The following is a 26439-nucleotide window of genomic DNA, read 5'->3' on the forward strand; positions in this document are numbered from 1 at the left end:
GCCAACCCCCTACAGGGGGCGAACCCTTGTGGCCCGGCAAAGCCGGTTCCACGGGTTCCCTTGGTGTGAGCGTTCTGACTCTGCAGCTTGGGGCGAAATAGTCAAAATCCAGTAACCCCATTTGTTTGCCCTACCGGAACCCACCCATGCCGCGTCCCATTCAGGCCACCATCCACACCGACTCCTTGCGCCACAACCTGGCCCGCGCCCGCGCTGCCGCGGGGGATGCCCGGGTCTGGGCGGTGGTCAAGGCCAATGCCTACGGCCATGGCATCGAGCGTGTTTTCGAGGGCCTGCGCGGCGCCGATGGCTTCGCCCTGCTGGATCTGAACGAGGCCGAACGCGTGCGCGCCCTGGGCTGGCGCGGCCCGGTGCTGCTGCTGGAAGGCGTGTTCGAGCAGCGCGATCTGGAGCTGTGCTCGCGCCTGGACCTGTGGCACACCGTGCACTGCGATGCCCAGATCGACATGCTGGCCGTGCACAAGACGAATGTGCCGCACCGCGTGTTCCTGAAAATGAACACTGGCATGAACCGCCTGGGCTTTAGCCCCGAGCGCTACCGCTCAGCCTGGACCCGGCTGAACCTGCTGCCCCAGGTGGACGAAATCTCGCTGATCACCCATTTCAGCGACGCAGACGGTCCGCGTGGCATTGCCGAGGCCATGGCGGTGTTCAACGCCGTCACCGCCGACCTGCCCGGTGAGCGCAGCGTGGCCAATAGCGCCGCCACCCTGCGCCACACCCCCGGTGCGCCCCTGCAGCAGCCCGCGCTGGCGGCCCAGGTGGCGGGCGACTGGGTACGCCCCGGCATCGCCATTTACGGCAGCGCACCCGACTTTCCGGCCTACACCTCGGCTGATTGGGGCCTGCAGCCGGCCATGACGCTGACTGCAAAAATCATAGCTACGCAAGACCTGCAGCCGGGCGCTACCGTCGGTTATGGTTCCAACTTTGCGGCCGAGCAGGCGATGCGTATCGGCATCGTGGCCTGCGGCTATGCCGATGGCTATCCGCGCATCTGCCCCACCGGCACCCCGGTGCTGGTGGACGGCGTGCGCAGCCGCACCCTGGGCCGGGTCAGCATGGACATGCTGGTGGTCGACCTGACGCCCACGCCCCAGGCCCAGATCGGCACACCCGTCACTCTGTGGGGCCGGGCTGCGAATGGCGTTGTGTTGTCGATCGACGAAGTAGCACAGCAGGCCGGCACCGTGGGCTACGAGCTGATGTGCGCTCTGGCCCAGCGTGTGCCGGTGGTGGTCGAGTGAGCCAGGTTACTCTGATTTTGATAGCTGCCAGCGCAGGTATTTACTGCGCTGGAGGTCATTTTTACACTTTGGTTTCGCTGGCGAGAAAATTGTCCTTTACCCGCACATAGTGCTCGGCCGAATAGCGCAGATAGGCGATTTCCTCGGGGGTGAGCGCCCGCACCTTGGCGGCCGGCCGACCCATGTACAGGTAGCCGCTCTCCAGTACCTTGCCCGGGCCGATCAGGCTGCCTGCGCCGACCATGGTGCGCGCCGGTACCACCACGTCGTCCATGACGATGCTGCCCATGCCGATCAGGCACTCGTCGCCAATGCTGCAGCCGTGCAGGATCACCGAATGCCCGATGGTCACGTAGTTGCCGATCAGCAGCGGCGAGCCTTCGGGCTTGCTGGCGCTCTTGTGCGACACATGGCCCATGCTCAGGTCCTGGATATTGCTGCTGTGGCCAATGCGGATGCGGTTTACGTCGCCGCGCAGCACGGTGTTGCACCAGACCGAGCTGTCGGCGCCGATCTGCACGTCGCCAATCACCTGGGCCGAGGCGTGGATGAAAGTGCGTTCGGCCAGCACAGGCCGGGTATCAAGGTAAGAGGAGGTTGCCATGGAATGTGTTTGTATACAAAGCAAAGGTCCATCATAGGACAGCCCAGGCCAGGACCCGTCTTAGAATGCCGCCACGCTGTCCCCTGGAACCCCTTATGCCTGCAAGCGACGTCTCGGTCGTGATTCCTGCCTACAACGCCGCCCATTTTCTGGCCGATGCATTGCATGGAATTGCCCAACAAACGCTGCAGCCACGGGAGGTGATCATCGTCAACGATGGTTCCACCGACGATACGGTGCAAACCGTGGCGGCCTGGATTGCCGCCTATCCGCAGCCATACCCCATCCATTTACACAACCAGTCCAACAGCGGCATTGCAGCGACGCGCAACCAGGGCATTCGACTGGCGCAGGGCGAGTGGCTGGCCTTTCTGGATGCCGACGATATTTTCGAACCCGAGCACATTGCCGAGCTGATGCGCGCACTCGCTGCGGAACCCAAGGCCAAAGGCGCGTACGGCGCCGGCCGCCTGTTGGCCAAGGGCGTGCTGCAAGACATGCTGTACGACGACTACTGGGACAGCCCCTCGCGCAAATTTGGCACACCCATTGCGGGCACCGATTTCTACCGTATAGACAAGCAGATACTGCCACGCATGATCAAGGGCAATTTCATCAAGCCGTCCAGCCTGGTCGTCTCCAGGGCTTTGGCCAACGAGGTGGGTTTGTTCAATGAAAAGCTGGCCACGGCCGAAGACCGGGAGTTCCTGGTACGCCTGCTGCTGAAGGCCAGCTTTGTGTACGCCCCGGTGGCCATCACCCAGTACCGCTGGCATGACGACAACGCATCGCATGTGCGCAACGCCCGCCGCAATGCGGAAAACGGGTTGTTGGCCATCAAGATCATCCGAGACAATCCAAACATAGGTCTGGGGCCCGTGGAAATCGGGGCCTGCCAGGACGCGATTGCAAGCACCTTGCAGGAGTACTTCTATATGTGCAGCCAGCACGGTGTGGCTGCCTATGCGCAAGGCATGCGCTTTGCGCAGCGGCATTTCGGCTGGGCTTCGGCGCATGCCTCCTTGCGGGTCAAAAACCTGGTTCGTAGCGTGATGGCCCTGTTTGTGGACCCGCTCAAAAATCCAGCCAAAGACTATCCAGATCTATGAATCCAAGAGACATTGCGGGTGCGAACTCCGCCGGGGATGCGCCCTTGGTCAGCGTCATCATTCCCACCATGGCTTCTGCCGCGCGGGCCGAGCTTCTCCAGCGTGCGGTGAATTCCATCCGCTCTTCCTCTTCCCAGCCCGTGCAGATTATTGCGGTTGTGAATGGCAACCGTTCTGATGCTGCTGTGTGCGACTGGTTGAAGGCGCAACCAGACATCCATTTTGAATATGTGGCCAAGCCCTCGGCCCCGAATGCCGTGCTGCGTGGGCGGGAGTTGGTCACCACCGCATTTTTCTCGGCATTGGATGACGACGACGAGTATCTGCCTGGCAGTACCGATCAGAAACTGGCCGCGCTGCAAGCAGACCCGCTGGCGGATCTGGTCGTTGGCAACTACTACCAGCACCGTGCCGGTCGGCAGGTTTTGTCCTATGACCGCTTGGCGGACGTACCCGCTCGCCCATTGGACACGCTGATGGAGTTCAACTGGTTGCACAACGGCAACGCGTTGTTTCGCTCGGCCTCTGTGGGCGTGGGCTATTTCCAGAACTACCACGACTACGCAGAGTGGACGCTGGTGGCTTTTAGGCTGGCGCTGGATGGCAAAAAGGTGGCGGTCGTGGATGCACCAGTATTCCGTTGCAATGAAGAAACGCCAGGGTCCTTGTCGAAATCGGCGGCTTATTTCCAGGCCTACATTCCGCTATTCCAGCGCATGCTGGGGTTGGCGCCACCGCGACGAATTGTGCGCATGATCCAACGCAAGATCGGCGCGGCACACCATGATGCATCGGTAGCCGCGCTGGAAGACGGTGAACGCACAAGGGCACTGTTGCACCATTGGAAAAGCCTGGTGCATGCCGGTGGGTTGCGCTACCTCAGCTATACCCGGCGGTTGATTTTGTGATTTTGCTGCATCAGCGCTAGCTTATGTGGGTTGCATATTGCATCGGTGCACGTGCTTATTATTGGCCGTAGATAACTTTTTAATATGCACCTCACAAACCCCACCGCGCATCATCTTAAATATCGCTCCGATATCGATGGACTGCGTGCCGTTGCCGTTCTTGCTGTGGTGGGTTTTCACGCATTTCCATCCTGGGTGCACGGTGGATTTGTCGGTGTCGATATATTCTTTGTCATCTCCGGTTTTTTGATTTCTTCCATTATTTTTCTGAATCTGGAAAAAGATAAATTCAGTATTATTGATTTTTACGATAAGCGAATCCGAAGAATATTTCCGGCTTTGCTGGTGGTGATGCTGGGTAGTTTGGTATTTGGCTGGCATTTGCTGTTGGTGGATGAGTACAAACAGCTCGGAAAACATCTTGTCAGTGGCGTTGCATTTGTTACCAACTTTATTTTGTGGAAAGAAAGCAGCTACTTTGATAATGTGGCAGAAACCAAGCCCATGCTGCACTTGTGGAGTTTGGCGGTGGAAGAGCAGTTTTATATATTCTGGCCCATTTTGCTAAGTTTCTTCTGGGGGCAGAGACGGGTTTTGGGGCTTGCTATTGCATTGATATTGGCAGGCTCTTTTTGGATGAATATATATTGGACCAGCAACCATCCCGATGCAGCATTTTATTTGCCGATGCCGCGTTTTTGGGAGTTGCTGGCCGGGGCCGTGCTTGCATATATCGCCATGTACAAGCCGGCGGTACACCAGCGGTACCCAAACGAACAGTCTTTCGTTGGGGCCGCGTTATTGGTGGTCGGTCTTGTTTATATCGACAAGACGCAACATTTTCCGGGCTGGTTGGCATTGCTTCCGGTCATCGGCGCATTTTTGCTTATTTCAGCTGGGCCCAACGCATGGGTCAATAGACATGTTCTAGGCTCCAAAGTATTGGTGTCGATTGGCTTGATCAGCTACCCGCTGTATTTGTGGCACTGGCCTTTGCTGTCATTTGCCCATATTTTGGAGTTGAATAGCCCTGAAATTAAATTGGCAGCAGTTTTCCTGTCATTTGTGTTGGCGATTGCCACCTATTTCTGGGTAGAGAAACCGGTTCGCTTTGGCGCGTACGGCAAAGAAAAATCCTTTGCCTTGCTGGGTAGCATGCTGTTGGTTGGTGTTGGTGCAGGCTATATTTATGCGCAGAATGGATTGGCCCGAATTGACGGTGGTGCGGTGGACCGGCCTGAGTTCTACAGGTATTTCTCTAATATTCCCAATGGCCGATTGGTGGAGGTGTTTGAGAAGAACTTCCGCCATGACTGCAATTTCTCTGATATTCAAAAAGAAATTTCGGGCGATAAAAACAGAACTCCCAAAGATGAAATCCCCAGCAGCTGCTACGCCAGAGACACCGCCAAATATGACAAAGCGGTATTCATATGGGGTGATTCGCATGCGCAAATGCTGAATTTTGGTTTGACCAAGAATCTGCAAAGCAACTGGCAGGTATTGCAAGTGGCTAGCTCGGGTTGCAGACCATTGGTGGATGTAGCCTCCGATTCATCTACCAGCTCTTGCGTCCGGTCCAACTGGTTTGCTCTGAAGGCGATTGCACAGGCCCGTCCTGATGTGGTCGTCGTGGCGCAACGTGCAGGGCATTCCGAAGTTGCGGCGCAGCAAATCAAGGCAAAACTGACGCAGCTCGGCGTCGCCAAGGTGGTTTTTACCGGGCCGACACCGGAGTGGGATTCCGATTTGCCCAAAATCATTGTTCGAAAGCTATGGAACGATACGGCGCACAGGAGCTTGGAAGGAATCGATGCAACGATTCTTGAAAAAGATAGGCTGTTGAAAAAATCGTTCAACGACACGCGGCTGCTGTATGTGAGCTTGGTCGATGTTTTTTGCAGTGTTGAAGGCTGCATGACATTTATCGGCGACGACCGAAAAAATGGCATTACAACCTGGGATTACGGCCACCTCACACCGGTCGCCTCCGACTATCTTTCTCGGTCGGTGCTGGCGCGTGCGGTGGCTGGCAATTGAGCCAGCGCAATGGCTCGGCTGGCCGCTTCCTCGGCGCGCTTGGTTTTCACGGTCTGCAGCGGGGCATTCGGCTGCCCAGATGTTTGACGCTGTCTCCGATTCTTCGGTCCCTTGCCATGCATGGTTGCATGGCCTAATACGGCCTTCTTGCGTGCGCGTTGTTCTGCAAGCTATGTATTCCACACCATGTCCACTCGTAAATCCTTAGTTTTCTCGTTTCTGGACCGCTATGCGAGTTTGGCGATGTCCATCGTTTCGTCCATGGTGATTGCCCGTTTGCTCACACCTGCGGAGATCGGGGTGTTTTCCGTCACCATGGTGCTGTTGATGTTCGTGGCTTCGGTGCGGGATATGGGCGCCGGCTCCTACCTGGTGCAGGAAAGAGAATTGACGACCGAGCGCATCCGGGCGGTGTGGGCAGTGCAGCTGGGCTTGGGTGTGGGCCTGGCGTTGTTGGTATTGCTGGCCAGTTATCCGGTTTCGTTGTTTTACAAAGAACCCCGCATGCGCGACATCATGCTGGTGATCGCCTTGAACTATGCGGTCAATCCGTTTGGCTCTTTGACCTACGCCTGGTTAATGCGCGAGATGCGTTTTGACAGTGTTGCGCTGATGCGTTTTGCTTCTGCACTGAGCGGTGCATTGGTGTCCACCTTCATGGCCTGGAAGAACTTCGGCCCCATCAGCCTGGCCTTTGGGTCGTTGACGTCCACAGTGGTGAATGCGCTGATGGCCACGTATTTTCGGCCGAAGTCCTTCCCTTGGCTGCCCGGGGTGGCGGAAATCCGGCGTGTGCTGGCGTTCGGCTCGCGCTTGTCCGTCAGCTCCATCGTCGGCGTGGCGGCTGGCGGTGCGCCCGAGCTGCTGCTGGGCAAATTGCAGAGCCTGGCGTCGGCGGGCTTGTATTCGCGTGCGAATGGCCTGGTGCAGATGTTTACCCGCCTGGTCACGGATGCTGTGGGCTCGGTATGTTTGCCCTGGTTTTCCAAGCAGTCGCGCGAGCAGGGCGATTTTGTGGAGCCCTTTGTGAAAGCCACGGCCTATGTGTCGGCGGTGGGCTGGTTTTTTTGCAGCATGGTGGTGTGCATGGCCCACCCCATCATTCACGTGCTCTACGGCACGCAGTGGGATGAATCCGTGATCCTGGCCCGGCTGCTGGCGGTGGGCACAGCGCTGAGCGTGCCCACCTCTTTGTGCGGCGTCGCCTTGCTGTCGTCGGGGGCAGTGAGCACGATTGCCCGCTTGACCATCGTCAACGCGCTGATGACCATATGCCTGGTGGCCGTGGGCGCACTGCAGGGGCTGGTGGCGGTGAGTTGCGCGTCGATTCTGGGCTCTGGTGTCTACGCCGCGTACAGCATGCGCCTGACGTCCAAGCACATCGGCCTGGACCTGTCGATGCTGTGGCCTGTCCTGGCGCGGAGTGGGCGCGTTACGCTGTTCGCGGCCATTGGGCCTGTGTTGGCCCTGGTGTTGTTTGGCCCCACCCCCGAGCATTCTTTGTTGGCCGTTGTGTTTGCTGGCCTGCTGGGTCTGGCGGGTTTTGTGACGGGCGTGTTCTTTTTCAAGCACCCGCTGCAAGAAGAGCTGCAGTCGGTTTGGGCCAAGATTCGCCGTCGTTGATAGGGCTGAATTTCTAGACCTGTCCGGCCCCGCCACAGGCCAGCCACAGCACCTCATACGCTGCCAGCGTCACGCCGCCCTGCAGGGCCAGGGTTTTGCCGCTCAGCACATCCACCGCCGTATCCGGCTGGGCCGAGAACACCCGCGCCGGGCAGTGCTGTGCTTGTTCGCTGAAGTTGGCCAGCACCAGCACATGCGTCCCCGGCGCGCCGCGCATATAGCCCAGCACACTGGGGTTACCGGCGCGAAAGCCGGTGAGTTGGCCACCGGCGAATACCTCCAAAGACTGGCGCACTTCCACCATGCGGCGCAGGCCCTGGTAGATCTGGCCGGGCACACTGTTCTTGGTGGTCCGCTGCGCGTAGAGGCTTGCGACGCGGGCCGGGCGGTGCACCCAGCGGCTGTCGCCGACCTTGGCCGGGTCGCTCAGATAGCTGGGGTCGTTCGGCGTGCCCACCTCATCGCCCAGGTAGATCAGCGGTATGCCGCCGGTACTCAGGGCCACGCTGTGCAGCAGCAGGATGCGCGCCGGCGCCAGCGGATCGCCTTGCTCGATGCCAGCCAGTGAGGCGCAGGTGCCGCTGATGCGGCAGTCGCCGGTGGCCGGGTTGTCCTGGAACGGCACGCCGCGGGCGAAGCTACCCTCGAAGCGGTTTACGTAAAAGCGGTTCAGAAACTGCCGGTGTGCAAAGCCGTGGATGCCGAGCTGGATCGCGTCCTCGTCGGCGAATGTCCAGCCTATGTCGTCGTGGCTGCGCACATAGTTGACCCAGCTGGTGTCCGGGTCCAGGTTGTGGCGCTGCTCCAGCGCCTGCTGCAACAGGTTCACCTCGCGCGTGGCCAGGCTGTTCCACAGCAAGGCCATCTGCAGCGGGTTGTAGGACAGCTGGCATTCCTGCGGTGAGATGTACTTGACCACATCGTCCGGGTGCACGATGGCCTCGCTCTTGAACAGCATGCTGGGCGCGGCAATCCGCACCAGCGCGCTGAAGGCGCGGATCACCGTGTGCGCCTCGGGCAGGTTTTCGCACACCGTGCCCAGGCGCTTCCACACAAAAGCCACCGCGTCCATGCGCAGGATCTCGGTGCCCAGGTTGGCGATGGCCAGCATCTCGCCGGCCATGGCGGTGAACACGGCCGGGTTGCTGTAGTTCAGGTCCCACTGGAAGCTGTTGAAGGTGGTCCAGACCCAGCGGCCGTCGGCCAGCTGCGAGAACGCGCCCGGGTGCTGGTCGGGGAAGATCTCGCGCACAGTTTGGTCGTAGGCGTCGGGCAGCGTGCGGTCGGGGAACAGGTAGTAGAAGTCGGCGTACTTGGGGTCGCCGGCCACGCAGGCGCGGGCCCAGTCGTGCTCATCTGAGGTGTGGTTGAAGATGAAGTCCAGCACCAGGCTGATGCCCTCGGCGCGCAGTGCGGCGGCCAGGGTCTGCAGGTCGGCCATAGTGCCCAGGGCCGGGTTCACCTCGCGGTAGCTGCTGACCGCGTAGCCGCCGTCGCTGTTGCCGTCCGGGCATTTGAACAGCGGCATCAGGTGCAGATAGGTCAGCCCCAGTTCCTTGAAGTAGGGGATCTGCTTCAGTAGGCCCTTCAGATTGCCCGCATACAGGTCCACGTAGCAGACGCCGCCCAGCATCTTCTGCGACTGGAACCAGCGCGGGTTTTGCTCGCGCTGAACGTCCAGCGCCTGCAGGTCGGCCGGGCGCTCCAGCCAGGCGTCGAAGCCCACGGCCAGCAGCTCGACCAGGAAGTCCAGAAAGTCGGGCCGCGCACCGTACAGCGGGGCCAGCTCCTGCAGCAGGGTGGGGAAGTGGGTGTCCAGCCGGCTGGCAAAGGTCTTCCAGGACTTGCGTGCAGCCTTGGCTTCCGGGCGTGCGGCCAGCTGGGCCGTGACGTGTTGCTGGGCGAGCTGGGTTTGGTGGGCGAGGGACAGCATGGGCGGCGTATTCCGGTGGTCAGAATCAGGTTTTCAAAGCGCTTTGAATGTAGCAAAGATTGAAACCTGCTTGTGCCTACAAGCACACAGGGGAAACACCGAGGCGGCCCGCCCCAGGAATACACAGGCAGGTCTCAGAATTCCTTCCAAGAGCTGCCTGTGCACGCGCCCATCAGTCGATGGCCAGACGCTGCGAGCTGGTGGCCGCTTTCTTGGGCAGGGTCAGGGTCAGCATGCCGTTGTCGTACTTGGCTTTGGCCTGGCCCGGGTCTACCTCTTGCGGCAGCTGGAAGCTGCGCGCCACCGCGCCGTAGTAGCGTTCGCTGCGCAGCAGTTTTTCGCCGTGGGCTTCACGGTCTTCCTGCTTTACCTCGGCGCGCAGCGTGACCGTGCTGCCTTCCAGGGACACCTGGATGTCCTCCTTGCGCACGCCGGGCACTTCGGCGTTGACGGTATAGGCGCCGTCGGTCTCGTGCACGTCCAACTTGATCTGGGCGGGCGAGGGCAACGGGTCGCCATGCAGGGGGCGGACGTACAAACTGGGCACCACGTCGCGAAAGAATTCATCGAACAAGCTGCCGCGGTTAACCAATGCATTCATGGGATTGCTCCTTTCTTACTGGTGGTGGCGACACCCCTGTGGTGGCGCCATACTTCTCAAATATTGGCCGTTGGCGTAGTTTCAAGAGCTGTTTGCACAATCGCAGATGTGACTTTTCGTTGGACCAAGCGCTATAAAGAAAACAGGCCGCTGGCGCACATGTTGCGTGCGTCTGCAGCTAGCAATTCAATAGCGCTACACTGCGCCACCATGTCCTTGCCCCTTTCGCCGCGCAGCCATGTTACCGAGTACACCCAGCGCATGAACCGGGTGCTGGACCACATCGACCGGCACCTCGATACCCCGCTGGACCTGGCGGGCCTGGCCGACATTGCGCACTTCTCCGCCTTCCATTTCCACCGCGTGTTTGCCGCCTGGATGGGCGAGACCCTGGGCGACTACCTGCGCCGGCGCCGACTGGAGGTGGGTGCGCTGCAACTGGCCCGCCTGCCGCAGGCGCCGGTGCTGCAGATTGCGCTGGCCGTGGGCTTTGGCTCGGGCGAGGCCTTTGCGCGGGCCTTCAAGCTGCGCTTTGGCTGCACGCCCAGCGCCTGGCGCGCGGCCACACCGCAACGCTGGGCGGACGAGTTGGCCCATGTGCGCCGCCAGCAAGACCGCAATCTGGATCAGGCCCAGCGCAAGCCGGATCAGGCGGCCCACCGTGTTTCTGGGAACCATCAAGGTCTCAACAACCTGGAGCCTCTCATGGACGTCAGCATCGCCACCCTGCCCCCTACCCGTATTGCCTATATGCGCCACATCGGCCCTTACGGCGCCACCATCAGCCGCTTCTGGGCCGAGCAGTTCATGCCCTGGCGCAGCGCCCAGGGGCTGGATGGCGCGGCCTGCTACGGCATAGGCCGCGACGACCCCCATGTCACCCCGCCGGCCCAGTGCCGTTACGACGCGTGCGTGCAGGTGCCCGACGACTTTGTAGGCCGCAGCCCGGTCAGCGTGGCGGAACTGCCCGGTGGGTGCTACGCGTTGGGCGAGTTCCGTGGCACAGGCGTACAGATCGGCCTGGCCTGGAGCGAGATGCTGCGCGACTGGCTACCCGCCAGCGGCATGCAGGCCGACGCGCGGCCGTTCTTCGAGTACTACCCTGTCGGCAGCTATCACGACCCCGCGACGGGCGTGTTCTCCTGCCAGATCTGCCTGCCCGTGCGGGCCTTGTAGGCTTTAAAGAAAATAAGGCTCTAGCGCAGGTAGGATCTGCGCAGACAGCTATCACAAGCATAGCAATTCCGCATCATACTTTGCTGCCCACGGCCCTATACTGGGCCGCATGTTTTCACTGCCCCGCACCGCCACCGCTCCCTTTTGTCCGTCGGAAGTCAAAGGCTCGGTGGGCGACGCCATGGGGTTGCCCCTGCACAAAAAGCTGCTGCGTTACGCCGGGCCCGGGCTGCTGGTGTCGGTGGGCTATATGGACCCCGGCAACTGGGCCACGGACATCGAATCCGGCTCGCGCTTTGGCTACGGCCTGCTGTTCGTGGTGCTGCTGGCCAGCCTGGCGGCCATGCTGCTGCAAACCCTGTGCGTGCGCCTGGGGCTGGTGGCGCAAAAAGACCTGGCGCGCCTGTGCCGCGAGCAGTATTCGCCCGCGGTGAACCGCTTCCTGTGGCTGGGTGCCGAGCTGGCCATTGTGGCCTGCGACCTGGCCGAAGTGCTGGGCAGCGCGCTGGCCTTGCATCTGCTGTTCGGCGTGTCGGTGCCGGTGGGCATTGGCATCACCGCGTTGGACACCGTGCTGGTGCTGGGCTTGCAGGGCGCGGGCTTCAGGCGCGTGGAGGCCATTGTGCTGGGCCTGGTGCTGACCATTGCCGGCTGCTTCATGGTCGAGTTGGCGATGGCGCAGCCCAACTGGCTGGGCGTGGCCATCGGTTTTGTGCCCAGCCTGGAGCGGCTGCAGCAACCAGGCGCGCTGTACCTGGCGATTGGCATCGTCGGCGCCACGGTGATGCCGCACAACCTGTACCTGCACACCAGCATCGTGCAGACGCGCCGGGTCCATGCCTCCGAGGCGGGCCTGCGCGAGGCGCTGCGCTTCACCACGCTGGACACTCTGGTGTCCCTGTCATTGGCCTTGCTGGTCAACGCCGCCATCATGGTGCTGGCGGCCAGCGCCTTCAACAGCAACGGCCACCGCAGCGTGACCGACATTGCCGATGCCTACCACCTGATCGAACCCGTGGTGGGCAGCGCCCTGGCCGCCAGCCTGTTTGCGATCGCCTTGCTGGCCTCGGGCCAAAGCTCCACTTTCACCGGCACCATCGCTGGCCAGATCGTGATGGAGGGCTTTCTAGACCTGAAGATACCGTGCTGGCAGCGCCGCCTGTTGACGCGGGTGCTGGCCCTGGTGCCGGCCTTCATCGGCGTCTGGTGGCTGGGCGAGGACGCCATCGGCAAGATGCTGGTGCTCAGCCAGGTGGTGCTGAGCTTTCAGCTGCCCTTTGCCATGTGGCCGCTGATCCGCTTCACCAGCAGCCGCGCGCTGATGGGTCGCCACGCCAATGGGCCCATGCTGAAGCTGCTGGCCTGGGCCCTGTTTGCCATCATCAGCGCGGCCAATGTGTGGCTGGTGGTGCAGGTGCTGGCCTAAAAAAAACCCGCACATAGCGGGCCCCGGCTTTTGCCCGCAACGCCTGTGCGTGCAGGGGGCTGTTATGCCAAGCCGAATTGCTTGTGCAGCACCTTGTCGAACAGCGAGCGTGGCAGAAAACGCCGGGCAAATGCACCCTGCCGAGCAGACCTGCCGGAGGGGTAGCGCAGGTGCGGAGTTTGATCGCGCGCCGCGAGGACGATGGTGTCGGCGACGCTTTCAGCGGTATCTGCTACGGCCATGGCGCGCTCAAACGCGACAAGATACTTTGCGCGGCTTGCGTTGTAGGCGGCGAGCGGCGTATCGGAGAGGACCGTGCTGGCTTCAAAGGATGTCCGGGTGGCTCCGGGTTCTATGACTGCGACACGCACGCCAAACTCGCGTACCTCATGGTCCAGCGCCTCGGAATAGCCCTCAAGCGCATGTTTGGTCGCCGAGTAATGGGCGCTGTACGGTGCAGGAATAAAGCCCAGCCCGGAGCCCACATTGAGGATGCGCCCGCGTCCCTGTCCACGCATGATGGGCAGGACCGCATTGGTCACCCGAACGACACCGAGGTAGTTGGTTTCGAACAGAGCGCGGACTTGCGCGATCGAGCACTCTTCGGCAGCGCCCGTGATCCCGGAACCGGCATTGTTGACCAGCACATCAATCTGCCCTTCCAGCTCTTGCAACTCGCTGACGGCCGCTGCGACGGATGCGTCGTCGGTGACGTCAAGCGCCAGCATCGGAAAAGGCCGCTGGCCCGATTGAGCTCCGCGCCGGCTGGTGCCGTAGACCGTGTAGCCTGCTGCCAACAGCTTGATGGCCGTGGCTTCACCGATGCCTGATGAGGCGCCCGTCACGAGCGCCACAGTTTTATTTTTTTTCATAAGAGTCCGGTTGTAAGTAGTAAATATTCCATCAAGGCTACGTATTGCTTATCGCCTCAGGACGCTTGCGGCAGGTAGCTGGGCCTGGCTGCCGTCATCCCCTGCTTGACCTGCTGGGTGAGTTCGTCGGCCAGTACTTCGTCGAGGCCCGATTCGAGTCCGTCCAGCGCACGCTGAACGATTGCCTCCGGGCTGGACTTCGGCACATCGAACCCGCGCGTGAGGTCGGTATCAACGTAGGCCATGTGCAGGCCCAGCACCTGGGTTTTCTGCACCGCCAGTTCGTTGCGCAGTGCGTTGGTGAGTGACCAGGCTGCAGACTTGCTGGCCGCATAGGCAGCCAAGTCGCCGCCGTTCACCCACGAGGCAACGGACAAGACGTTGAGCAAGGCACCGCCGCCATTGGCCTTGAGGATGGGCGCGAAGGCCTTGCTCATGCGCAAGACGGCGAAGAAGTTGGTCTCGAAGATGCGCCGTGCGACGTCTTCGCTATCGGCGTCGAGAAAACCTCCGGGCTGGGCAATACCTGCGTTGTTGATCACCAGCGTGACGTCCGATGCCAGCGCTGCGGCGGCGGCCACATCTTTCAAATTATTGACGTCGAGCCGCAGGGCTTGAACACCGGGCTGGGTCACGGTGGAGGGGTCACGCGCGGCCGCATAGACCTTGCGGGCGCCTCGGGCCAGCAGTTCACGTGCAAATGCCAGGCCGATGCCGCGATTGGCACCTGTAACGAGGACAACAGAATTCTCGATCTTCATAGCAAGCTCCAAAAATGAGGGAAATCAGACAGACGTGACCTTGACGACGACCTTGCCTTTGGCGCGGCCTGCTGCGACGTAGGCCAGGGCCTCGTTGGTTTGTGCGAACGGGAACACCTTGTCGACCACGGGGCGGATGACGCCCGCGTCGATGAGCTGGCTAATCTGCCGCAGTTGGCTGCCGTTCGCCTTCATGAAGAGGAACGAATAACCCACGCCCCGGCTCTTGGCCCTGCGGCGTATGCCTGCGCTCAGCATGCGCATGACCAGCCGTACGAAACCGGGGGCGCCGATCTCCTGGCCGAATGCCGGGTCCGGTGGCCCGGAGATGGAGATGAGCTTGCCGCCGGCCTTGAGCACGCGCAGGGACTTTTCCAGCGTCTTACCGTCCTGGCTGTTCAGCACCACGTCGTAGTCTTTCAAGACATCTTCGAAATCCTGTGTTTTGTAGTCCACGACCACGTCTGCGCCCAGGCTCTTCACCAGTGCGATGTTGCCTGCGCTGGTTGTCGTGGCGACGGTGGCGCCCAGGTGCTTCGCCAACTGGATGGCAAACGTGCCGACCCCGCCGGAGCCGGCCTGGATGAAAACCTTCTGCCCCTTCTTCAGCTGGGCCTTTTCGACCAGAGCCTGCCATACCGTCAATGCCACCAGGGGAATAGAGGCGGCTTCCTCCATGGTGAGGTTCTTGGGTTTGAGCGCCAGAGACGCTTCCTTGACCGGGACAAATTCGGCGAATGTGCCTATCCGGAAATCATCCGGCCGCGCATAGACCTCGTCGCCCGGCGTGAACTGCCGCACGCGCGGGCCGACCTTGACAACCACCCCGGCCACATCGTGGCCCAGGATCAGGGGCAGCTTATAGGGGAGGATGAGCTTGAACTCTCCGTCGCGGATCTTCGAGTCGATCAGGTTCACGCCGGCGGCATGTACCTGCACCAGGACCTCGTCGTCGCGCAGCGTTGGCTCGGGCATGTCTGCGGCCCGCAATGTGCGCTGTTTGCCGTATCTCTCAAGAATGAATGCTTTCATGGTTTCCTTATTGCTGGTGAATCCAGCGGGGTAAACGGTCCTGTCAGCCTGCGCTGCAAGGTGTGTTCTTTGTTCGGTGGTGGGTGGTGAATTACCTGGTACGGGCGGCATACAGAAGCGCTACAGCGAGTACGGTGTCGATGGCGACCGCCGCCAGGATGTCGGGCCGCGCATGGTTGTTGACAAGCTCAGCGGCCCCCAGCGCCGCAAGCAGCAGGCAGGTGACGAATGCACCCCTCAGCATGGCCGTGCGGGCTGGCGACGGCGCGGCATTACGTGCCAGCAGGAACATGACACCCAAGCCCGCATACATAGCCGCCGACCTGCGTCCCACCAGATTTGCCTGGTTGGCAAGATCAACGCCCCAGCTAGATGGCAGCACGTCCGGCGCGAGTATCCAGGTCAGTGCCAGGGTGAGGAATATGGCTGCGGACACCATCGCTACGCCGCGAAAACTGGTTTTCATGCTGTGTATCCTTCCGTATGTAATTTGCGTATGATGATCGTCATATTTTTAGGCGTGCGAAAAGCCAGCGTGTTCCAGCGGCTTCAGGCAGGGAGCAGGTGTTTCAATGCGGCCGCGCACAGGCTGTCGGATAGCGCGGGTTCGTCCACCGCACGGGCCAACAGCAGGGTGCCAACCATGGTGGCGATGGTCACCAGCGCACGCTCGTGCGCAGCGGGCTGTCCCCAGTCGGGCGACTGGCGGGCGGCCAGATCGACCATGGCCTTGACGTGCCGGGTAGTCACCCGGCGGACTTCGGGGGCCTGGCGTGGCGTCTCCGAGCCCAGTGCGGCCAGCGGGCAGCCCAGCTCGATTTGCTGTAGGTGCTCTGGGGACAGATAGGCGTGCAGCATGGATGCCAAGGCCTGTTCGGGCGGTACATTGGCGACAACGCCGGTCGCCACGGCGGCGGACTCTGCGCAAGCCCGATCCGCGGCCTCGGCCAGCATGGCCTCGCGCGACGCGAAATGGGCGTAGAAGGCACCATGGGTCAGGCCGGCCTCCTTCATGATGTCGGCGACACCGGTGCCGTCATAGCCGCTACGGCGGATGGCCCGCGCGGCGGCGGACACGATGCGCTCGTGAGAGGCTTCCTTGGCCGCTGACCTGACGTTGTGTTTCGAATTTCGCATGACGTTAATCATACAAGATTAAAAAACACGTGGTGTGATGTATTTGGCAAATACGATCGTTCGTATGGCGAAAGACCGACGGATCGGTGGGAGGCCGGGCGCGGATATTGCGCCACGGGCTATTTTTTTCCCGGCATGTGGCCTGCAGCAGAATCGACATACGCTATTCATTGCTTTGCACAACGGAGTTGCCCATGCCGCGCCTTCTTGCCGTTTCCATCCGCTCCCTATCCTTCGCCAGGTTTGCTTGCCGGCACAACCTGGTGCCTGTGGCCAGCCATGCCTGCAAGTTCGGTCACGACAGGAACCGCGGCATGGCTTTGGCGTGGGGGCTGTTGGCGGCACTGCTGCACGGCCCGGTGCAGGCCGACTCCGCCTGCTGGCCCGAGCGCGAGCTGCTAGGCCAGCGCGCCGAAGCGCTGGTCTGGGGCAGCTCCGAGGCTGGCCAGCAGCCGGTGCAGCTCTACACCGCCCAGGGTGCCCCGCTGGCGCGGCAAGGTTGCCAGGCCCTGGCCTATTTGCGCGGCGACTGCACTGGGGAATATGCGTTCTTGCCCCTGGCCTGGAGCACCCAGGTGGCGGGGCTGGCCCAAGCGCAACTGGCCAACGGCCAAGCTGTGTGGCTGAAGCCGCAGGCGCTGGGCCGGGTGCAGGCCCTGTTGCCCATGGGCCGCTCCGGTTTGGCGCAGCCTGCAGATGCGCGCATCGCCGTGGTACCCAGGTACGCGGCCGCCACAGCGTCCATACCGGCGCCAGCCCGACAGGCACTGCAGGCCTTCATCGCCGCCCAACATTTGCCCGAGGCGCCCACGCTGGAGCAGGTGTTGCAGCAGCGTGCCGACGGGCCATTGCCACCGTTTTTCCGGCAGCTCACCGTGCAATCCTTGCGCCGCAATACCGAAGGCACCTGGGCACGGGTGCAGGAGCGGCTGGTGTATTCCCCCGACGATGGCCTCACGCGCGTCCTGGGGCCGGTAGTTCGCAGCGGCTACCTGCTGTACCGTGACGGCCAAGGCCTGGTGCGTGCCGTGGTGGAGGATGCCTGGTGCGATTAAGCGCCATGCAGTTTGGTCTTATCCCGCCAGCAGCGAGGCGAAGCGGTCCAGGTCCACGTTGCCGCCGCTGATGATGATGCCCACGCGCTGGCCCTGCAGCTGGGTCTTCAGTTTGCGTGCGGCGGCAAAGCCCAGGCAGCCGGTGGGTTCGACCACCAGCTTCATGCGCTCGGCGAAGAAGCGCATGCTGGCCACCAGCTCGGCATCGCTGACGGTGTGGATGTCGTCCACATCGCGGCGGATCAGCGGGAAGGTGTAGTTGCCCAGGTGTTGCGTCTGTGCGCCGTCGGCAATGGTTTTAGGCGTGTCTATGTGCACGATGCTGCCACTGCGAAACGACTGCTGGCCGTCGTTGCCGGCTTCGGGCTCCACGCCATAGACCTTGCATTGCGGCGCCAGTGCACGCGCCGTCAGGGCCGAGCCCGACAGCAGGCCGCCGCCGCCCAGGCAGACAAATAGCGCGTCCAGCGGGCCGGTCTCTTCGAACAATTCCAGCGCCGCCGTGCCTTGGCCGGCAATCACGTCTGGGTGGTCGTAGGGCGGTATCAGGGTCAGGCCGTGCTGCTCGGCAAGCTGGCGGCCGATCTGTTCGCGGTCTTCGGTGTAGCGGTCATACAGCACCACCTTGCCGCCGTAGCCCTTGGTGGCGGCCACCTTGGCGGCGGGTGCGTCCTGCGGCATCACGATGGTGGCCGGCATGCCCAGCAGCTGGGCGGACAAGGCAATCGCCTGCGCGTGGTTGCCGGACGAGAACGCCACCACGCCGGCGCGGCGCTGTTGCGCGTCGAACTTCGACAGCGCATTGAAGGCGCCACGGAACTTGAAGGCGCCCATGCGCTGCAGGTTCTCGCATTTGAAAAACAGTTGTGCGCCCAGCTCGGCATCGGCCGTGCGCGAGCGCAGCACGGGTGTGCGGTGGGCATGGCCGGCCAGGCGCTGGGCGGCGGCGGAGACATCGACAAAGGTAGGAAGGTTTTGCATGGTGTGTGAGGCAGGTGAAGGCTTACCAGGGCCAGTGGATGCGTGTGCCGGCCTGTGTGGCCGTGGCGCGCTGCTGCAGCATTTGGGCTACGGTCAGGTCCTGCAGGGCGATGCCGGTGGAATCGAAGACGGTGATGTCGCCGGGCTGGCGCGTGAATTGCGCCTGGCCGGTCAACAGGTCGCCGATTTCGGTGCAGGGCGTGGAGGGCGCCCACTGCAGTTCGCCCAGGGTGCTGGCCTGGGCCTGGTCGTCCACAAACAGGCGTGCGCGCGGCAGCAGGCCGTCTGGCAGCTCGCGCTTGCCACGGGTGTCGCTGCCTATGCAACTGAAGTGGGTGCCGGGCTGTACCGCTGCCAGGTCGAACAATGCGCCGCCGCCGGTGGTGGCGGTGATGACCACGTCGCTGGCGGCGACGGCCGCATTCACGTCGCGCGCGTGAACCAGGTCGCAGCGCGTGCGGTAGCGGGCTTCGAACGCGGCATTGCGCTCGCCGTTCGAGGTGGCGTAGCGCACCTGTTTTATTTTGGGCAGGAGCAGCAGCGCGTAGTCCAGCTGGATGCGGCCCTGCACGCCGGTGCCGAACAGGCACAGGCTCTGGCTGTCGGGCCGGGCCAGCAGCTGCAGACCCATGCCACCGGCTGCACCGGTGCGCAGGGTGGTCACGGCGTTGCCGTCTACCAGGCACAGCGGGCGGCCGGTGGCGGGGTCGATCAGCAGAATGGTCGCCTGGTGCTGCTCGCTGGCCAGCGCACGGTTGCCGGGCCAGAAGCCGGCGGCCTTGAAGCCCAGCACGTTCTGCGCGGCGATGTCGCCGGACTTGATGCCGAACACGCCGCCGGTGTGCAGGCGCTCGCGCACCAGGGGGAACACCCGGCCCTCGCGCCGGCTGTGCAGCGCAAAGGCTTGGTGCACCGCGTCCAGCACCGGCGCCAGCTCCAGCAGGGCCTCGACCTGGTGGCTGTCCAGTAGCAGCAATTCGGTGGTTTTGGTGGCGGCCATGGTGGCTACGGCGGGCTTATTTGGCATAGCTGTACACGGTGGCACGCGACACGCCCAGGTGCAGTGCCACGGTTTCCATGGCGCGGCGGATGTCCATGTAGCCGGCGTCTTTCAGCTCGCGTAGCAGCGAGCGGCGCTCTTCGGCTTTCAGCGCGCGCGGCGTGGTGGACAGGCGGGCGGCGAACGCGTCGATACGGCTGCGGATGGCGTCGGCGCCGGCCGGGTCCAGCGACTCCTTGGGCGCCTTGGTGGCGTCCACGCTGCCGAACTGGCCCAGCACATGCTGCACGCTGCGGATCTGCGTCAGGTCCACATTCATGCACAGCGCGGCGATGTATTGGCCGCTGCTGTCCTTGATGCCGATGGAGGTGCTCTTGGCCTGGCGGCCGTCGGCAAACTGGTTGGCGTAGTTGCTGATGACTTGCGGGTAGCCGGGGTCGGCAATGCGGGCCAGGCCCAGCTCGGTGGTCGGGTCGCCCACCTGGCGGCCGGACAGGTTGTTGTGGATCGCCAGGATGGAGTGGCTGGGCGTACGCAGGTCGTGCAGCACCACCTCGCAAAACGGCGCAAAGGTGGCGGCCAAGCCCTGGGCCACCTGCTGCATCTGGGCCAGCAGGTGCTGCTGCTCGGGCGTGGATTTTGTCATTTGGATAGTTTATCCAGAATTAGACAAATTGCAAAGATCCTGGGCTTTGAAGCCCTTTAGGCTGCCAGCGCAGGTTTTATCTGCGCTGGCAGCTATCTAATGCATAGCATTTGTTCGAATGGGCGGTGCGGGCCTCACGGCCTGGCTTCGCCTTCTTCCAGCTTTTTCTTCTCTTTTTCCTTGGCGGCGCGGGCTTTTTCATCCACGCCGTGCTTTTGGCCCTCGGCGCGGCGGGCGGCTTCCTGGGCCGCTCTTTCCTGCTGCGCTTTCTGCATTTGCTGCTGTTGCATCTGCATCTGATGCTTTTGTTGCTGCTCCATCTGCATCTGGCGCTGCTCTGCTTGCTGTTGCTGCTGGGCGCGCGCCTTTTCCTGCGCGGCCTCGGCCTGCGGGGGCGGAGGAGGAGGCGGCGGTGCCACGGGCTTCATGGCTTCTGCCGGTCTGGGCATTTCCATGGGGCGCCGCTCGGCTTCATTGGGTCGTGCCGCGCTGGCCGGGGGCTGGGCGGCTGGCATGGGCAGGAAGTGTTGCGGCGGCGTGGCTTCGACGTTCGGCAGGTTGGTGGCGGCACGGGCCGGCGCCGGCTGGCCGGGCGGGTGTTCTGCCGCGGCGGCTGGTGGCGGGGGCTTGGCGGCGGGTGGCGGCGCCGGCATGCGGACCACGGGGGCCTGGGCGGCGGCCAGGTGGGCCAGGGCCGGCACGTGGGATTCGAAGGCCTGGCCGTTGGCGGTAGCGCCGGGCGGGGCCACGATGGTCACGTTCGTGATGTTGGTGACATTGGTGATGCGCTGCGCGTTATTTACCGTGTTGTTGTTGACGGTGTTGGTGGTGTTGTTGCTGTTCACCTGGCTCTGGATGTGCATGCCCACATGCGTCACGGGCGGAGCGCCCACCACCACGGCCGGCGGCGTGCCTATGGGTGCCGGGATGATCAGGCCCAGGCGCGAGCCGGGGGGCGCGGGCACGAACACGCCGGACGGCCCCTGCGGCCGCGGTCCGCCGATGTTGATGGCCACATTCAGGCTTAGCGTGGGCGGCGGCGGTACAAACACCGCGCCGGGCGGCGCCCAGTGGCCGGTGATGAAGACCACCACGCCGTCGCGGTTCTCGTAATAGGGGTGGACCCAGTGGTATTCCGGCTGCGGCGGCGGTGCCCAGCGCCCGGTGGCCCAGACCCAGCGGTCCTGCCAGGCCCAGTAGCCGCCGATCCAGACCGCGCCGGCAAACGGCATGGGCGGTGGCGGCTCGACCAGCATCGGCGGCGGTGCCGAGGCAATCACCACGGGCGCGGGCTGGTACAGGGGCGGCTCCACATAGACGCTGACCACCGGCGCGGCAGGGGCGGGGGCTGGCGCTGGCGCATAGGCCACGGGTGGCGGTGGGGGGCTGACGTAGACCCGTTGGGGCGGGGCTTGCACCACGCAGCCAGCCACCGCGAGGGTGGCCAGGGCGAGTACGGTGGGGCGGAGCAGGTGGGGTCGTTGCATCGGTGGTGGTCAGAAGTGGACTTGCTCTTCCAACGTGCCGCAGCGCCGCCACGCCGACCGCTTTGCGCTTTGTTCACCAGGACTTTACCTCTGTGAGTTTGTGTGAGAACGTATAAGAAATAGGCCTCTGGCGCAGGATTTACCTGCGCCAGTAGCTATCAAAATAAGAGTACTTCACGCGCCCGCTGTACGCCACCAGTGGGTGGATGGCGCGGGCGCCTGCAGGTCCAGCCGCTCGCCCATGCGCGGGGCGACTACGGGCACCTGGGCGGTGGCGGCCAGGGCTGTGATGCGCTCGAAGGGCTCGGTCCAGACATGCAGCGCCAGGTCGAAAGTGCCGTTGTGGATGGGCATCAGGTGTCGGCCTTGCACGTCGATGTGGGCCTGCAGGCTTTCCTCGGGCTGCATGTGCACGTCGGGCCAGTCTTTGCCGTAGGCGCCGGTTTCGATCATGGTCAGGTCAAACGGGCCAAAGCGCTCGCCGATCTTCTTGAAGCCGTCAAAGTAGCCGGTGTCGCCGCTGAAGAACACGCGGGTATCGGCCGTCATCAGCACCCAGGAAGCCCACAGCGTGCTGCTGCCGTCCGACAGACCTCGACCCGAGTAATGCTGGGCCGGCGTGGCTACCAGGCGCATGCCGCCCACTTTTGTGCCCTGCCACCAGTCGAGCTGCTGCACCTTGGCCGCCGACACACCCCAGGCGATCAGCCGGTCGCCCACGCCCAGCGGCGTGATGAAGTGCGCCACTTTGGGCGCCAGTTGCAGGATGGCCGTGCGGTCCAGGTGGTCGTAGTGGTCGTGCGACAGGATCACGCCGGTGATCGGCGGCAGGTCGGCAATGCCCATGGGCGGCGCGTGGAAGCGCTTGGGGCCGATGAACTGCAGCGGCGAGGCACGCTCGGCAAACACCGGGTCGGTCAGCCAGAACTTGCCGTCCATCTTCAGCAGCATGGTCGAATGGCCGAAGCGCCACAGGCTTTTGTCCGGCGCGGCCAGCAGCTCGGCCTGGGTCAGTGCCTGCACCGGCAGCGGCTGGGCCGGGGAGGCCAGCGCGGGCTTGTCCACCATGAAGCGCCACAGCAGGGTCAGCGCTTTCCAGGTGCCGATGGCGTGGCGTGGCACCGGGTTGCGGAATTTGCCGTTGCTGAATTGCGGCGACGCGGTGTAGGCGGGGGAGGGCTGGGCGGGCGGGCAGAGGGTGTAGGCCATGGCGATCAAGCAGATAAGGGAGATAAGGGCAATACCAATCCAGGAAGAACGGAGCTTCATGGGTCGACGTGAAAAGTACACTGCACAGTGTAGTGCAATTGGCAAAAAAGTAAACTACACAGTGTAAAATTTGTATATGTTGTCTGAACCGTCCTCACCCACCCTGCTCACGCACCGCAAGCGTGAGGCCATCCTGCAGGCCGCCATCAGCGAATTCCGCGCCCATGGCTTTGCCGGCACCAGCATGGACCGCGTGGCCGCCGTGGCCGAGGTGTCTAAGCGCACGGTCTACAACCATTTCCCGAGCAAGGACGAGCTGTTCGCCGCCATCCTCACCCAGCTGTGGCAGCGCGCCCAGGGCCTGCTGGCTGTGGCCTACAACCCGCAGAAGGCGCTGCGCACGCAGCTGCTGGACTGCCTGGAGCAGAAGATGCGCCTGCTCAACGACAGCAGCTTTCTGGACCTGTCGCGGGTCGCCATCGCCGAAATGATGCAGTCGCCCCAGCGCGCCCAGGCCATGGTGGCCCGCCTGGCCGAGAAGGAGGAAGGCCTGGTCACCTGGATACGCGCCGCCCAGCTCGACCAGCGGCTGCGCGCCGACGTAGACCCGCAGTACGCAGCCGACCAGCTGCAAGGCATGGTCAAGTCCTTCGCCTTCTGGCCGCAACTGGCCCTGGGTCAACCTCCGTTGGAAGCTGTGCAGCAGCAGCGCGTGCTGGCGGATTGCGTGGATATGTTTTTGGGGTTCTATGCGAGCGGGGCGTAGCGTTAGACGTCACGGCGCACCTGCATGAGCGCGAAGCCCAAGAGATTGAGACCCAGCCACTGATTGGGATTGTTGACCTTGTCGTCATCCTGGGCCAGACCAATACCCCAAACCCTATCGACCGGACTTGCTTCGACAAGGATGCGATCACTGGTTTGCTGCAGAAATTGCCGAAGTTTGAGGTTTTGCATGAACTTGGCTTGATTGGCTCGAACGACGATGGAGAGCCTGCGCTGAAGCCAAGTGGCTTCATCGAAGCCGCGCACCTGTCGACCCAAGGCTTTGGCGGCACCCGGGTTGCGAGCTTGAAGAACCTGCTATTTGATTACCTGATCGCCGAAGAGTAAAGCCTTCTCAGCCCTTATGGAATGTTCAGCCGTGGGACACCGCTGGAGGTTCTGGGTTAGCGGGCTTCCTCGTGGGGCCAGCGCACGCTGTCCTCCATTTGCAGGATGTAGCCCAAGCCGCGTGTTCTTGGTGCACTAGTCTTGGGTTGGGCATGGCTATAGTGTTTGTAACGAATGCGCTCGCAAACCTATTCCTGTGTGGCGTGCAACACAAGAGGATGGCGGGTTTCATGGAAAAACTACACTTGTTTTCTTGCGCGGCATGCGTGCCGAAAATCCATCTGCCAGCGGCCTGCAGAGCCTTCATTTAAAAGATATATCGTCACGCGTCTGATGTGTCGGTCGGGTTCAAGTTCTATATTGAGTTAAGTCCAATGCGTTACCTTCCACTTCTAGCATTGATGGCGTTCTTCTTACCTCCTGCGACAGCTCAGGTACCTGAAGGCTTTTCGGCTTGGTCGTTCACTGGTGCATGTGACGCTGACTGTCGATCGATAGGTCGGCGACCCAGTTCGATCGATGTATGGTTGGTGCGGCGAGCAGGCCTGCTGTGCGGATGGGCTGCGCAGGACTACGGGCTCGAATCCTGGAACAAATCTCCCTCTGGCAGGTTTGCAGGGCGGTTGCAAGGCAACCACTTTGAAATTCAGTACAGCGACTCGTTTTCTGATCCATCGACTCCCGGCGATGCCCACGTTCAAGTGCGTGATGGGCGCTTGCTTTTCGAGACTATCAACGGTGCACCACATGGTTACTTGGCTCTTAGCGAAGGGCCGCTTCGCCGTGAACTCCGAGCGAAGCCGCCGAAGAAGAGCAAGGATTACAAGGCCTGCCTAGCGTTCAAGGGTGACGTGAATGAATACCTGTCCGTCCTGCCATAGAACTAATGCGTTTACTGAGCGACGTTAGACTGCAGATGAGGTCATTAGTGCTAATCGCAGTTATGTTACTTGTGGCTTCCGCTGCCGGGGCCAATGACGCTCCTTTTTCGGGGATGTGGGAAATTGATCTGCGTACGCCAGCGGAGAAGAGCTCTGGCATAGAGTGCGGATACGCCGGGTTCAAGTTGGCTCAGTCGGGTGACAAGATATCTGGAGATCACTGGATGTTCACAGCGAGCTGTGGGCGCATGAACGAGGGCGGCGAAGGCTCGGTTACGGGCGTGGTACGTGGGGGCGTCGCTATCCTTAGGGTCACGAGCGGTCGCAACGGACAGATCGTTCGTGGGCGTGCGACCCGTGAAGGTGCGAACTTGCGTTGGAAGGTGTTGGAGGAGCTAAAGGTTGGAGAGCCCGAGGGGGACTCGGGCCTAATCCTCAATCAAGGCGTCTTGCGACGGAAGGGCCGCTAGCATGGCGATGGCACCCGCTGTGCATCTTGCGGCTCTGCTGCCACCGGTGGTATCCGAATATCCGAGAGTTGAAAGAATATGGCTCTGGCGCAGGATTCATCTGCACCAGCAGCTATCAAATGCAGAGCATTAACCTGCCCTTACCTTTAGCCACCTACAGCACCCGCTCCAGGCCTTGCAGCAGATCGGCCCGCACGATCTCGGAAAAGCGGCGCAGCTTGGCCGGGTAGAACTGGGCGTAGGGGTATAGCAAATACATGGGCAGCGGGGCCGCATGCCAGTCCGGCAGCAGGTGCAGCAGCCGGCCGGCGCGTACGTCGTCGGCCACCGCCCAGGCAGATGCCACGCAGACGCCCAGGCCCATCAGCGCGGCGTTGCGCATGGCAAACAGGCTGTCGGTGCTGATGCGCGGCTGCAGCGGCAGGCGCAGTTGCTCGCCGCTGCTGTGCTGCAGCGTGATGTCGTTGCGGTAGAAGGTGCGCAGGGCCAGCCAGGGCAGGGCGGCCAGGTCGGACGCGTGGCGCGGCGGTGGTGCGTCGCCCAGCACGGAGGGCGCGGCCACCACGATGCGCGGGATCTCGGCCATCTTCACTGCCACCACGGCCGGGTCTTCCACCGTGCCGACGTGGATCGCGCAGTCGATGCCGTCGGAGATGAAGTTGGGTGTGCCGTCGTGCAGCAGCCACTCCACCGCCACGCGCGGGTACTGGCGCAGGTACTGGGCCAGCGGCGCGATCAGCTGCTGCTGGCCAAACGCATGCGGCGCCATCACCCGCAGTGTGCCCTCGGGCAGGTCGTGGCTGCCGCGCAGGTCGGACTCGAAGGCCTCCCAGCGGCCCAGCAGCTCTTTGGCGCGGTCAAAGCAGCGTGCGCCGTCTTCGGTCAGTTGCATGGCGTGGGTGGAGCGCTGCAGCAGCTTGATGCCCAGCGAACGCTCCAGCGTCTGCAGCCGGCGGCTCACCGTGGGCTGGGTGGCTCCCATTTGCGCGGCGGCGGCAGACAGGCTGCCGGCCTCCACGATGCGCACAAAGGTTTGCATCAATTCAATCCGATCGGGGGCTGTCTTCATACGTAGAGCGTATAACAATTCTGCCCAGTACGGGCGTT

General features: G+C 62.5%; 25 protein-coding genes. 10 read left to right on the forward strand and 15 right to left on the reverse strand.

Annotated features, from left to right (window positions below; genetic code table 11):
• Positions 1 to 146 precede the first annotated feature (146 nt).
• Positions 147 to 1268 carry an alanine racemase gene (gene alr / locus AC07O2_RS19920; RefSeq protein WP_495234112.1) on the forward strand — a complete coding sequence of 374 codons (1122 nt, stop codon included), beginning with the start codon at positions 147 to 149 and terminating at the stop codon, positions 1266 to 1268.
• Between the two features lie 61 nt (positions 1269 to 1329).
• On the opposite strand, the gene AC07O2_RS19925 is transcribed toward alr, so the two are convergent.
• The gene (locus tag AC07O2_RS19925; RefSeq protein WP_495234113.1) at positions 1330 to 1872 is read right to left on the reverse strand and encodes a gamma carbonic anhydrase family protein; all 543 of its coding nucleotides are present in this window, start codon (positions 1870 to 1872) and stop codon (positions 1330 to 1332) included.
• Between the two features lie 95 nt (positions 1873 to 1967).
• Between AC07O2_RS19925 and AC07O2_RS19930 the strand changes: the two genes are divergently transcribed.
• From AC07O2_RS19930 to AC07O2_RS19945, 4 genes are all read left to right on the forward strand, one after another.
• Positions 1968 to 2981, forward strand: a complete 1014-nt coding sequence (locus AC07O2_RS19930; RefSeq protein WP_495234114.1) for a glycosyltransferase family 2 protein — start codon at positions 1968 to 1970, stop codon at positions 2979 to 2981.
• Positions 2978 to 3889, forward strand: coding sequence for a glycosyltransferase family 2 protein (locus AC07O2_RS19935; RefSeq protein ID WP_495234115.1), 912 nt, complete (start codon positions 2978 to 2980; stop codon positions 3887 to 3889). The genes AC07O2_RS19930 and AC07O2_RS19935 overlap by 4 nt, the downstream gene beginning before the upstream one ends.
• An 84-nt stretch (positions 3890 to 3973) precedes the next feature.
• Positions 3974 to 5929, forward strand: a complete 1956-nt coding sequence (locus AC07O2_RS19940) for an acyltransferase family protein (protein ID WP_495234116.1) — start codon at positions 3974 to 3976, stop codon at positions 5927 to 5929.
• 186 nt (positions 5930 to 6115) lie between these two features.
• Complete coding sequence (locus AC07O2_RS19945) at positions 6116 to 7552, forward strand: oligosaccharide flippase family protein (RefSeq protein ID WP_495234117.1); 1437 nt, start codon at positions 6116 to 6118, stop codon at positions 7550 to 7552.
• A gap of 13 nt (positions 7553 to 7565) precedes the next feature.
• Here AC07O2_RS19945 and AC07O2_RS19950 read toward each other — a convergent pair whose 3' ends face one another.
• The gene (locus AC07O2_RS19950; protein ID WP_495234118.1) at positions 7566 to 9485 is read right to left on the reverse strand and encodes an alpha-amylase family glycosyl hydrolase; all 1920 of its coding nucleotides are present in this window, start codon (positions 9483 to 9485) and stop codon (positions 7566 to 7568) included.
• Between the two features lie 172 nt (positions 9486 to 9657).
• Complete coding sequence (locus AC07O2_RS19955; RefSeq protein ID WP_495099746.1) at positions 9658 to 10086, reverse strand: Hsp20/alpha crystallin family protein; 429 nt, start codon at positions 10084 to 10086, stop codon at positions 9658 to 9660.
• A 210-nt stretch (positions 10087 to 10296) separates the two neighbouring features.
• Here AC07O2_RS19955 and AC07O2_RS19960 point away from each other — a divergent pair, with 210 nt between their 5' ends.
• Positions 10297 to 11262 (forward strand): AraC family transcriptional regulator, encoded by a 966-nt coding sequence (locus AC07O2_RS19960; protein WP_495234119.1) that lies wholly within the window; start codon positions 10297 to 10299, stop codon positions 11260 to 11262.
• Positions 11263 to 11371: 109 nt separating this feature from the next.
• Positions 11372 to 12688, forward strand: coding sequence for an Nramp family divalent metal transporter (locus tag AC07O2_RS19965; RefSeq protein ID WP_495234120.1), 1317 nt, complete (start codon positions 11372 to 11374; stop codon positions 12686 to 12688).
• Between the two features lie 62 nt (positions 12689 to 12750).
• Here the strand turns inward: AC07O2_RS19965 and AC07O2_RS19970 are convergent, their stop codons facing one another.
• From AC07O2_RS19970 to AC07O2_RS19990, 5 genes are all read right to left on the reverse strand, one after another.
• Positions 12751 to 13560, reverse strand: coding sequence for an oxidoreductase (locus tag AC07O2_RS19970; protein ID WP_495234121.1), 810 nt, complete (start codon positions 13558 to 13560; stop codon positions 12751 to 12753).
• Positions 13561 to 13616: 56 nt separating this feature from the next.
• Complete coding sequence (locus AC07O2_RS19975; RefSeq protein WP_495234122.1) at positions 13617 to 14321, reverse strand: SDR family oxidoreductase; 705 nt, start codon at positions 14319 to 14321, stop codon at positions 13617 to 13619.
• 24 nt (positions 14322 to 14345) lie between these two features.
• On the reverse strand, positions 14346 to 15353 hold the full coding sequence (locus tag AC07O2_RS19980) for an NADP-dependent oxidoreductase (protein ID WP_495234123.1): 1008 nt from the start codon (positions 15351 to 15353) through the stop codon (positions 14346 to 14348).
• 91 nt (positions 15354 to 15444) lie between these two features.
• Positions 15445 to 15819 carry a hypothetical protein gene (locus tag AC07O2_RS19985; RefSeq protein ID WP_495234124.1) on the reverse strand — a complete coding sequence of 125 codons (375 nt, stop codon included), beginning with the start codon at positions 15817 to 15819 and terminating at the stop codon, positions 15445 to 15447.
• An 83-nt stretch (positions 15820 to 15902) separates the two neighbouring features.
• Entirely contained in the window at positions 15903 to 16502 is a 600-nt protein-coding gene (locus AC07O2_RS19990) for a TetR/AcrR family transcriptional regulator (RefSeq protein ID WP_495234125.1), read from the reverse strand.
• A gap of 182 nt (positions 16503 to 16684) precedes the next feature.
• On the opposite strand from AC07O2_RS19990, the gene AC07O2_RS19995 reads away from it, so the two are divergent.
• Positions 16685 to 17545 carry a hypothetical protein gene (locus AC07O2_RS19995; protein WP_495234126.1) on the forward strand — a complete coding sequence of 287 codons (861 nt, stop codon included), beginning with the start codon at positions 16685 to 16687 and terminating at the stop codon, positions 17543 to 17545.
• Between the two features lie 18 nt (positions 17546 to 17563).
• Here AC07O2_RS19995 and AC07O2_RS20000 read toward each other — a convergent pair whose 3' ends face one another.
• The 5 genes from AC07O2_RS20000 to AC07O2_RS20020 all read right to left on the reverse strand — a co-directional run bounded on the left by AC07O2_RS20000 (position 17564) and on the right by AC07O2_RS20020 (position 22868).
• Positions 17564 to 18526 (reverse strand): threo-3-hydroxy-L-aspartate ammonia-lyase, encoded by a 963-nt coding sequence (locus tag AC07O2_RS20000; protein ID WP_495234127.1) that lies wholly within the window; start codon positions 18524 to 18526, stop codon positions 17564 to 17566.
• 22 nt (positions 18527 to 18548) lie between these two features.
• Entirely contained in the window at positions 18549 to 19526 is a 978-nt protein-coding gene (locus tag AC07O2_RS20005) for an ornithine cyclodeaminase family protein (RefSeq protein WP_495234128.1), read from the reverse strand.
• A 16-nt stretch (positions 19527 to 19542) separates the two neighbouring features.
• On the reverse strand, positions 19543 to 20172 hold the full coding sequence (locus tag AC07O2_RS20010) for a helix-turn-helix transcriptional regulator (protein WP_495099758.1): 630 nt from the start codon (positions 20170 to 20172) through the stop codon (positions 19543 to 19545).
• Positions 20173 to 20306: 134 nt separating this feature from the next.
• Positions 20307 to 21659, reverse strand: coding sequence for a hypothetical protein (locus AC07O2_RS20015; RefSeq protein WP_495234129.1), 1353 nt, complete (start codon positions 21657 to 21659; stop codon positions 20307 to 20309).
• 174 nt (positions 21660 to 21833) lie between these two features.
• Entirely contained in the window at positions 21834 to 22868 is a 1035-nt protein-coding gene (locus AC07O2_RS20020; protein ID WP_495234192.1) for an MBL fold metallo-hydrolase, read from the reverse strand.
• Positions 22869 to 23004: 136 nt separating this feature from the next.
• On the opposite strand from AC07O2_RS20020, the gene AC07O2_RS20025 reads away from it, so the two are divergent.
• The gene (locus tag AC07O2_RS20025) at positions 23005 to 23634 is read left to right on the forward strand and encodes a TetR/AcrR family transcriptional regulator (RefSeq protein ID WP_495234130.1); all 630 of its coding nucleotides are present in this window, start codon (positions 23005 to 23007) and stop codon (positions 23632 to 23634) included.
• 2 nt (positions 23635 to 23636) lie between these two features.
• On the opposite strand, the gene ybiA is transcribed toward AC07O2_RS20025, so the two are convergent.
• Positions 23637 to 23900 carry a riboflavin biosynthesis intermediates N-glycosidase gene (gene ybiA, locus AC07O2_RS20030; RefSeq protein WP_495234131.1) on the reverse strand — a complete coding sequence of 88 codons (264 nt, stop codon included), beginning with the start codon at positions 23898 to 23900 and terminating at the stop codon, positions 23637 to 23639.
• Here ybiA and AC07O2_RS20035 point away from each other — a divergent pair.
• Positions 23820 to 23981: a hypothetical protein gene (locus AC07O2_RS20035; RefSeq protein ID WP_495234194.1), complete on the forward strand. Its 162-nt coding sequence runs from the start codon at positions 23820 to 23822 to the stop codon at positions 23979 to 23981. The genes ybiA and AC07O2_RS20035 overlap by 81 nt on opposite strands.
• Positions 23982 to 25486: 1505 nt before the next feature.
• Here the strand turns inward: AC07O2_RS20035 and AC07O2_RS20040 are convergent.
• The gene (locus AC07O2_RS20040; protein WP_495234132.1) at positions 25487 to 26401 is read right to left on the reverse strand and encodes a LysR family transcriptional regulator; all 915 of its coding nucleotides are present in this window, start codon (positions 26399 to 26401) and stop codon (positions 25487 to 25489) included.
• Positions 26402 to 26439: the final 38 nt, after the last annotated feature.

The organism is Rhodoferax sp. GW821-FHT10B06 (assembly GCF_059415605.1).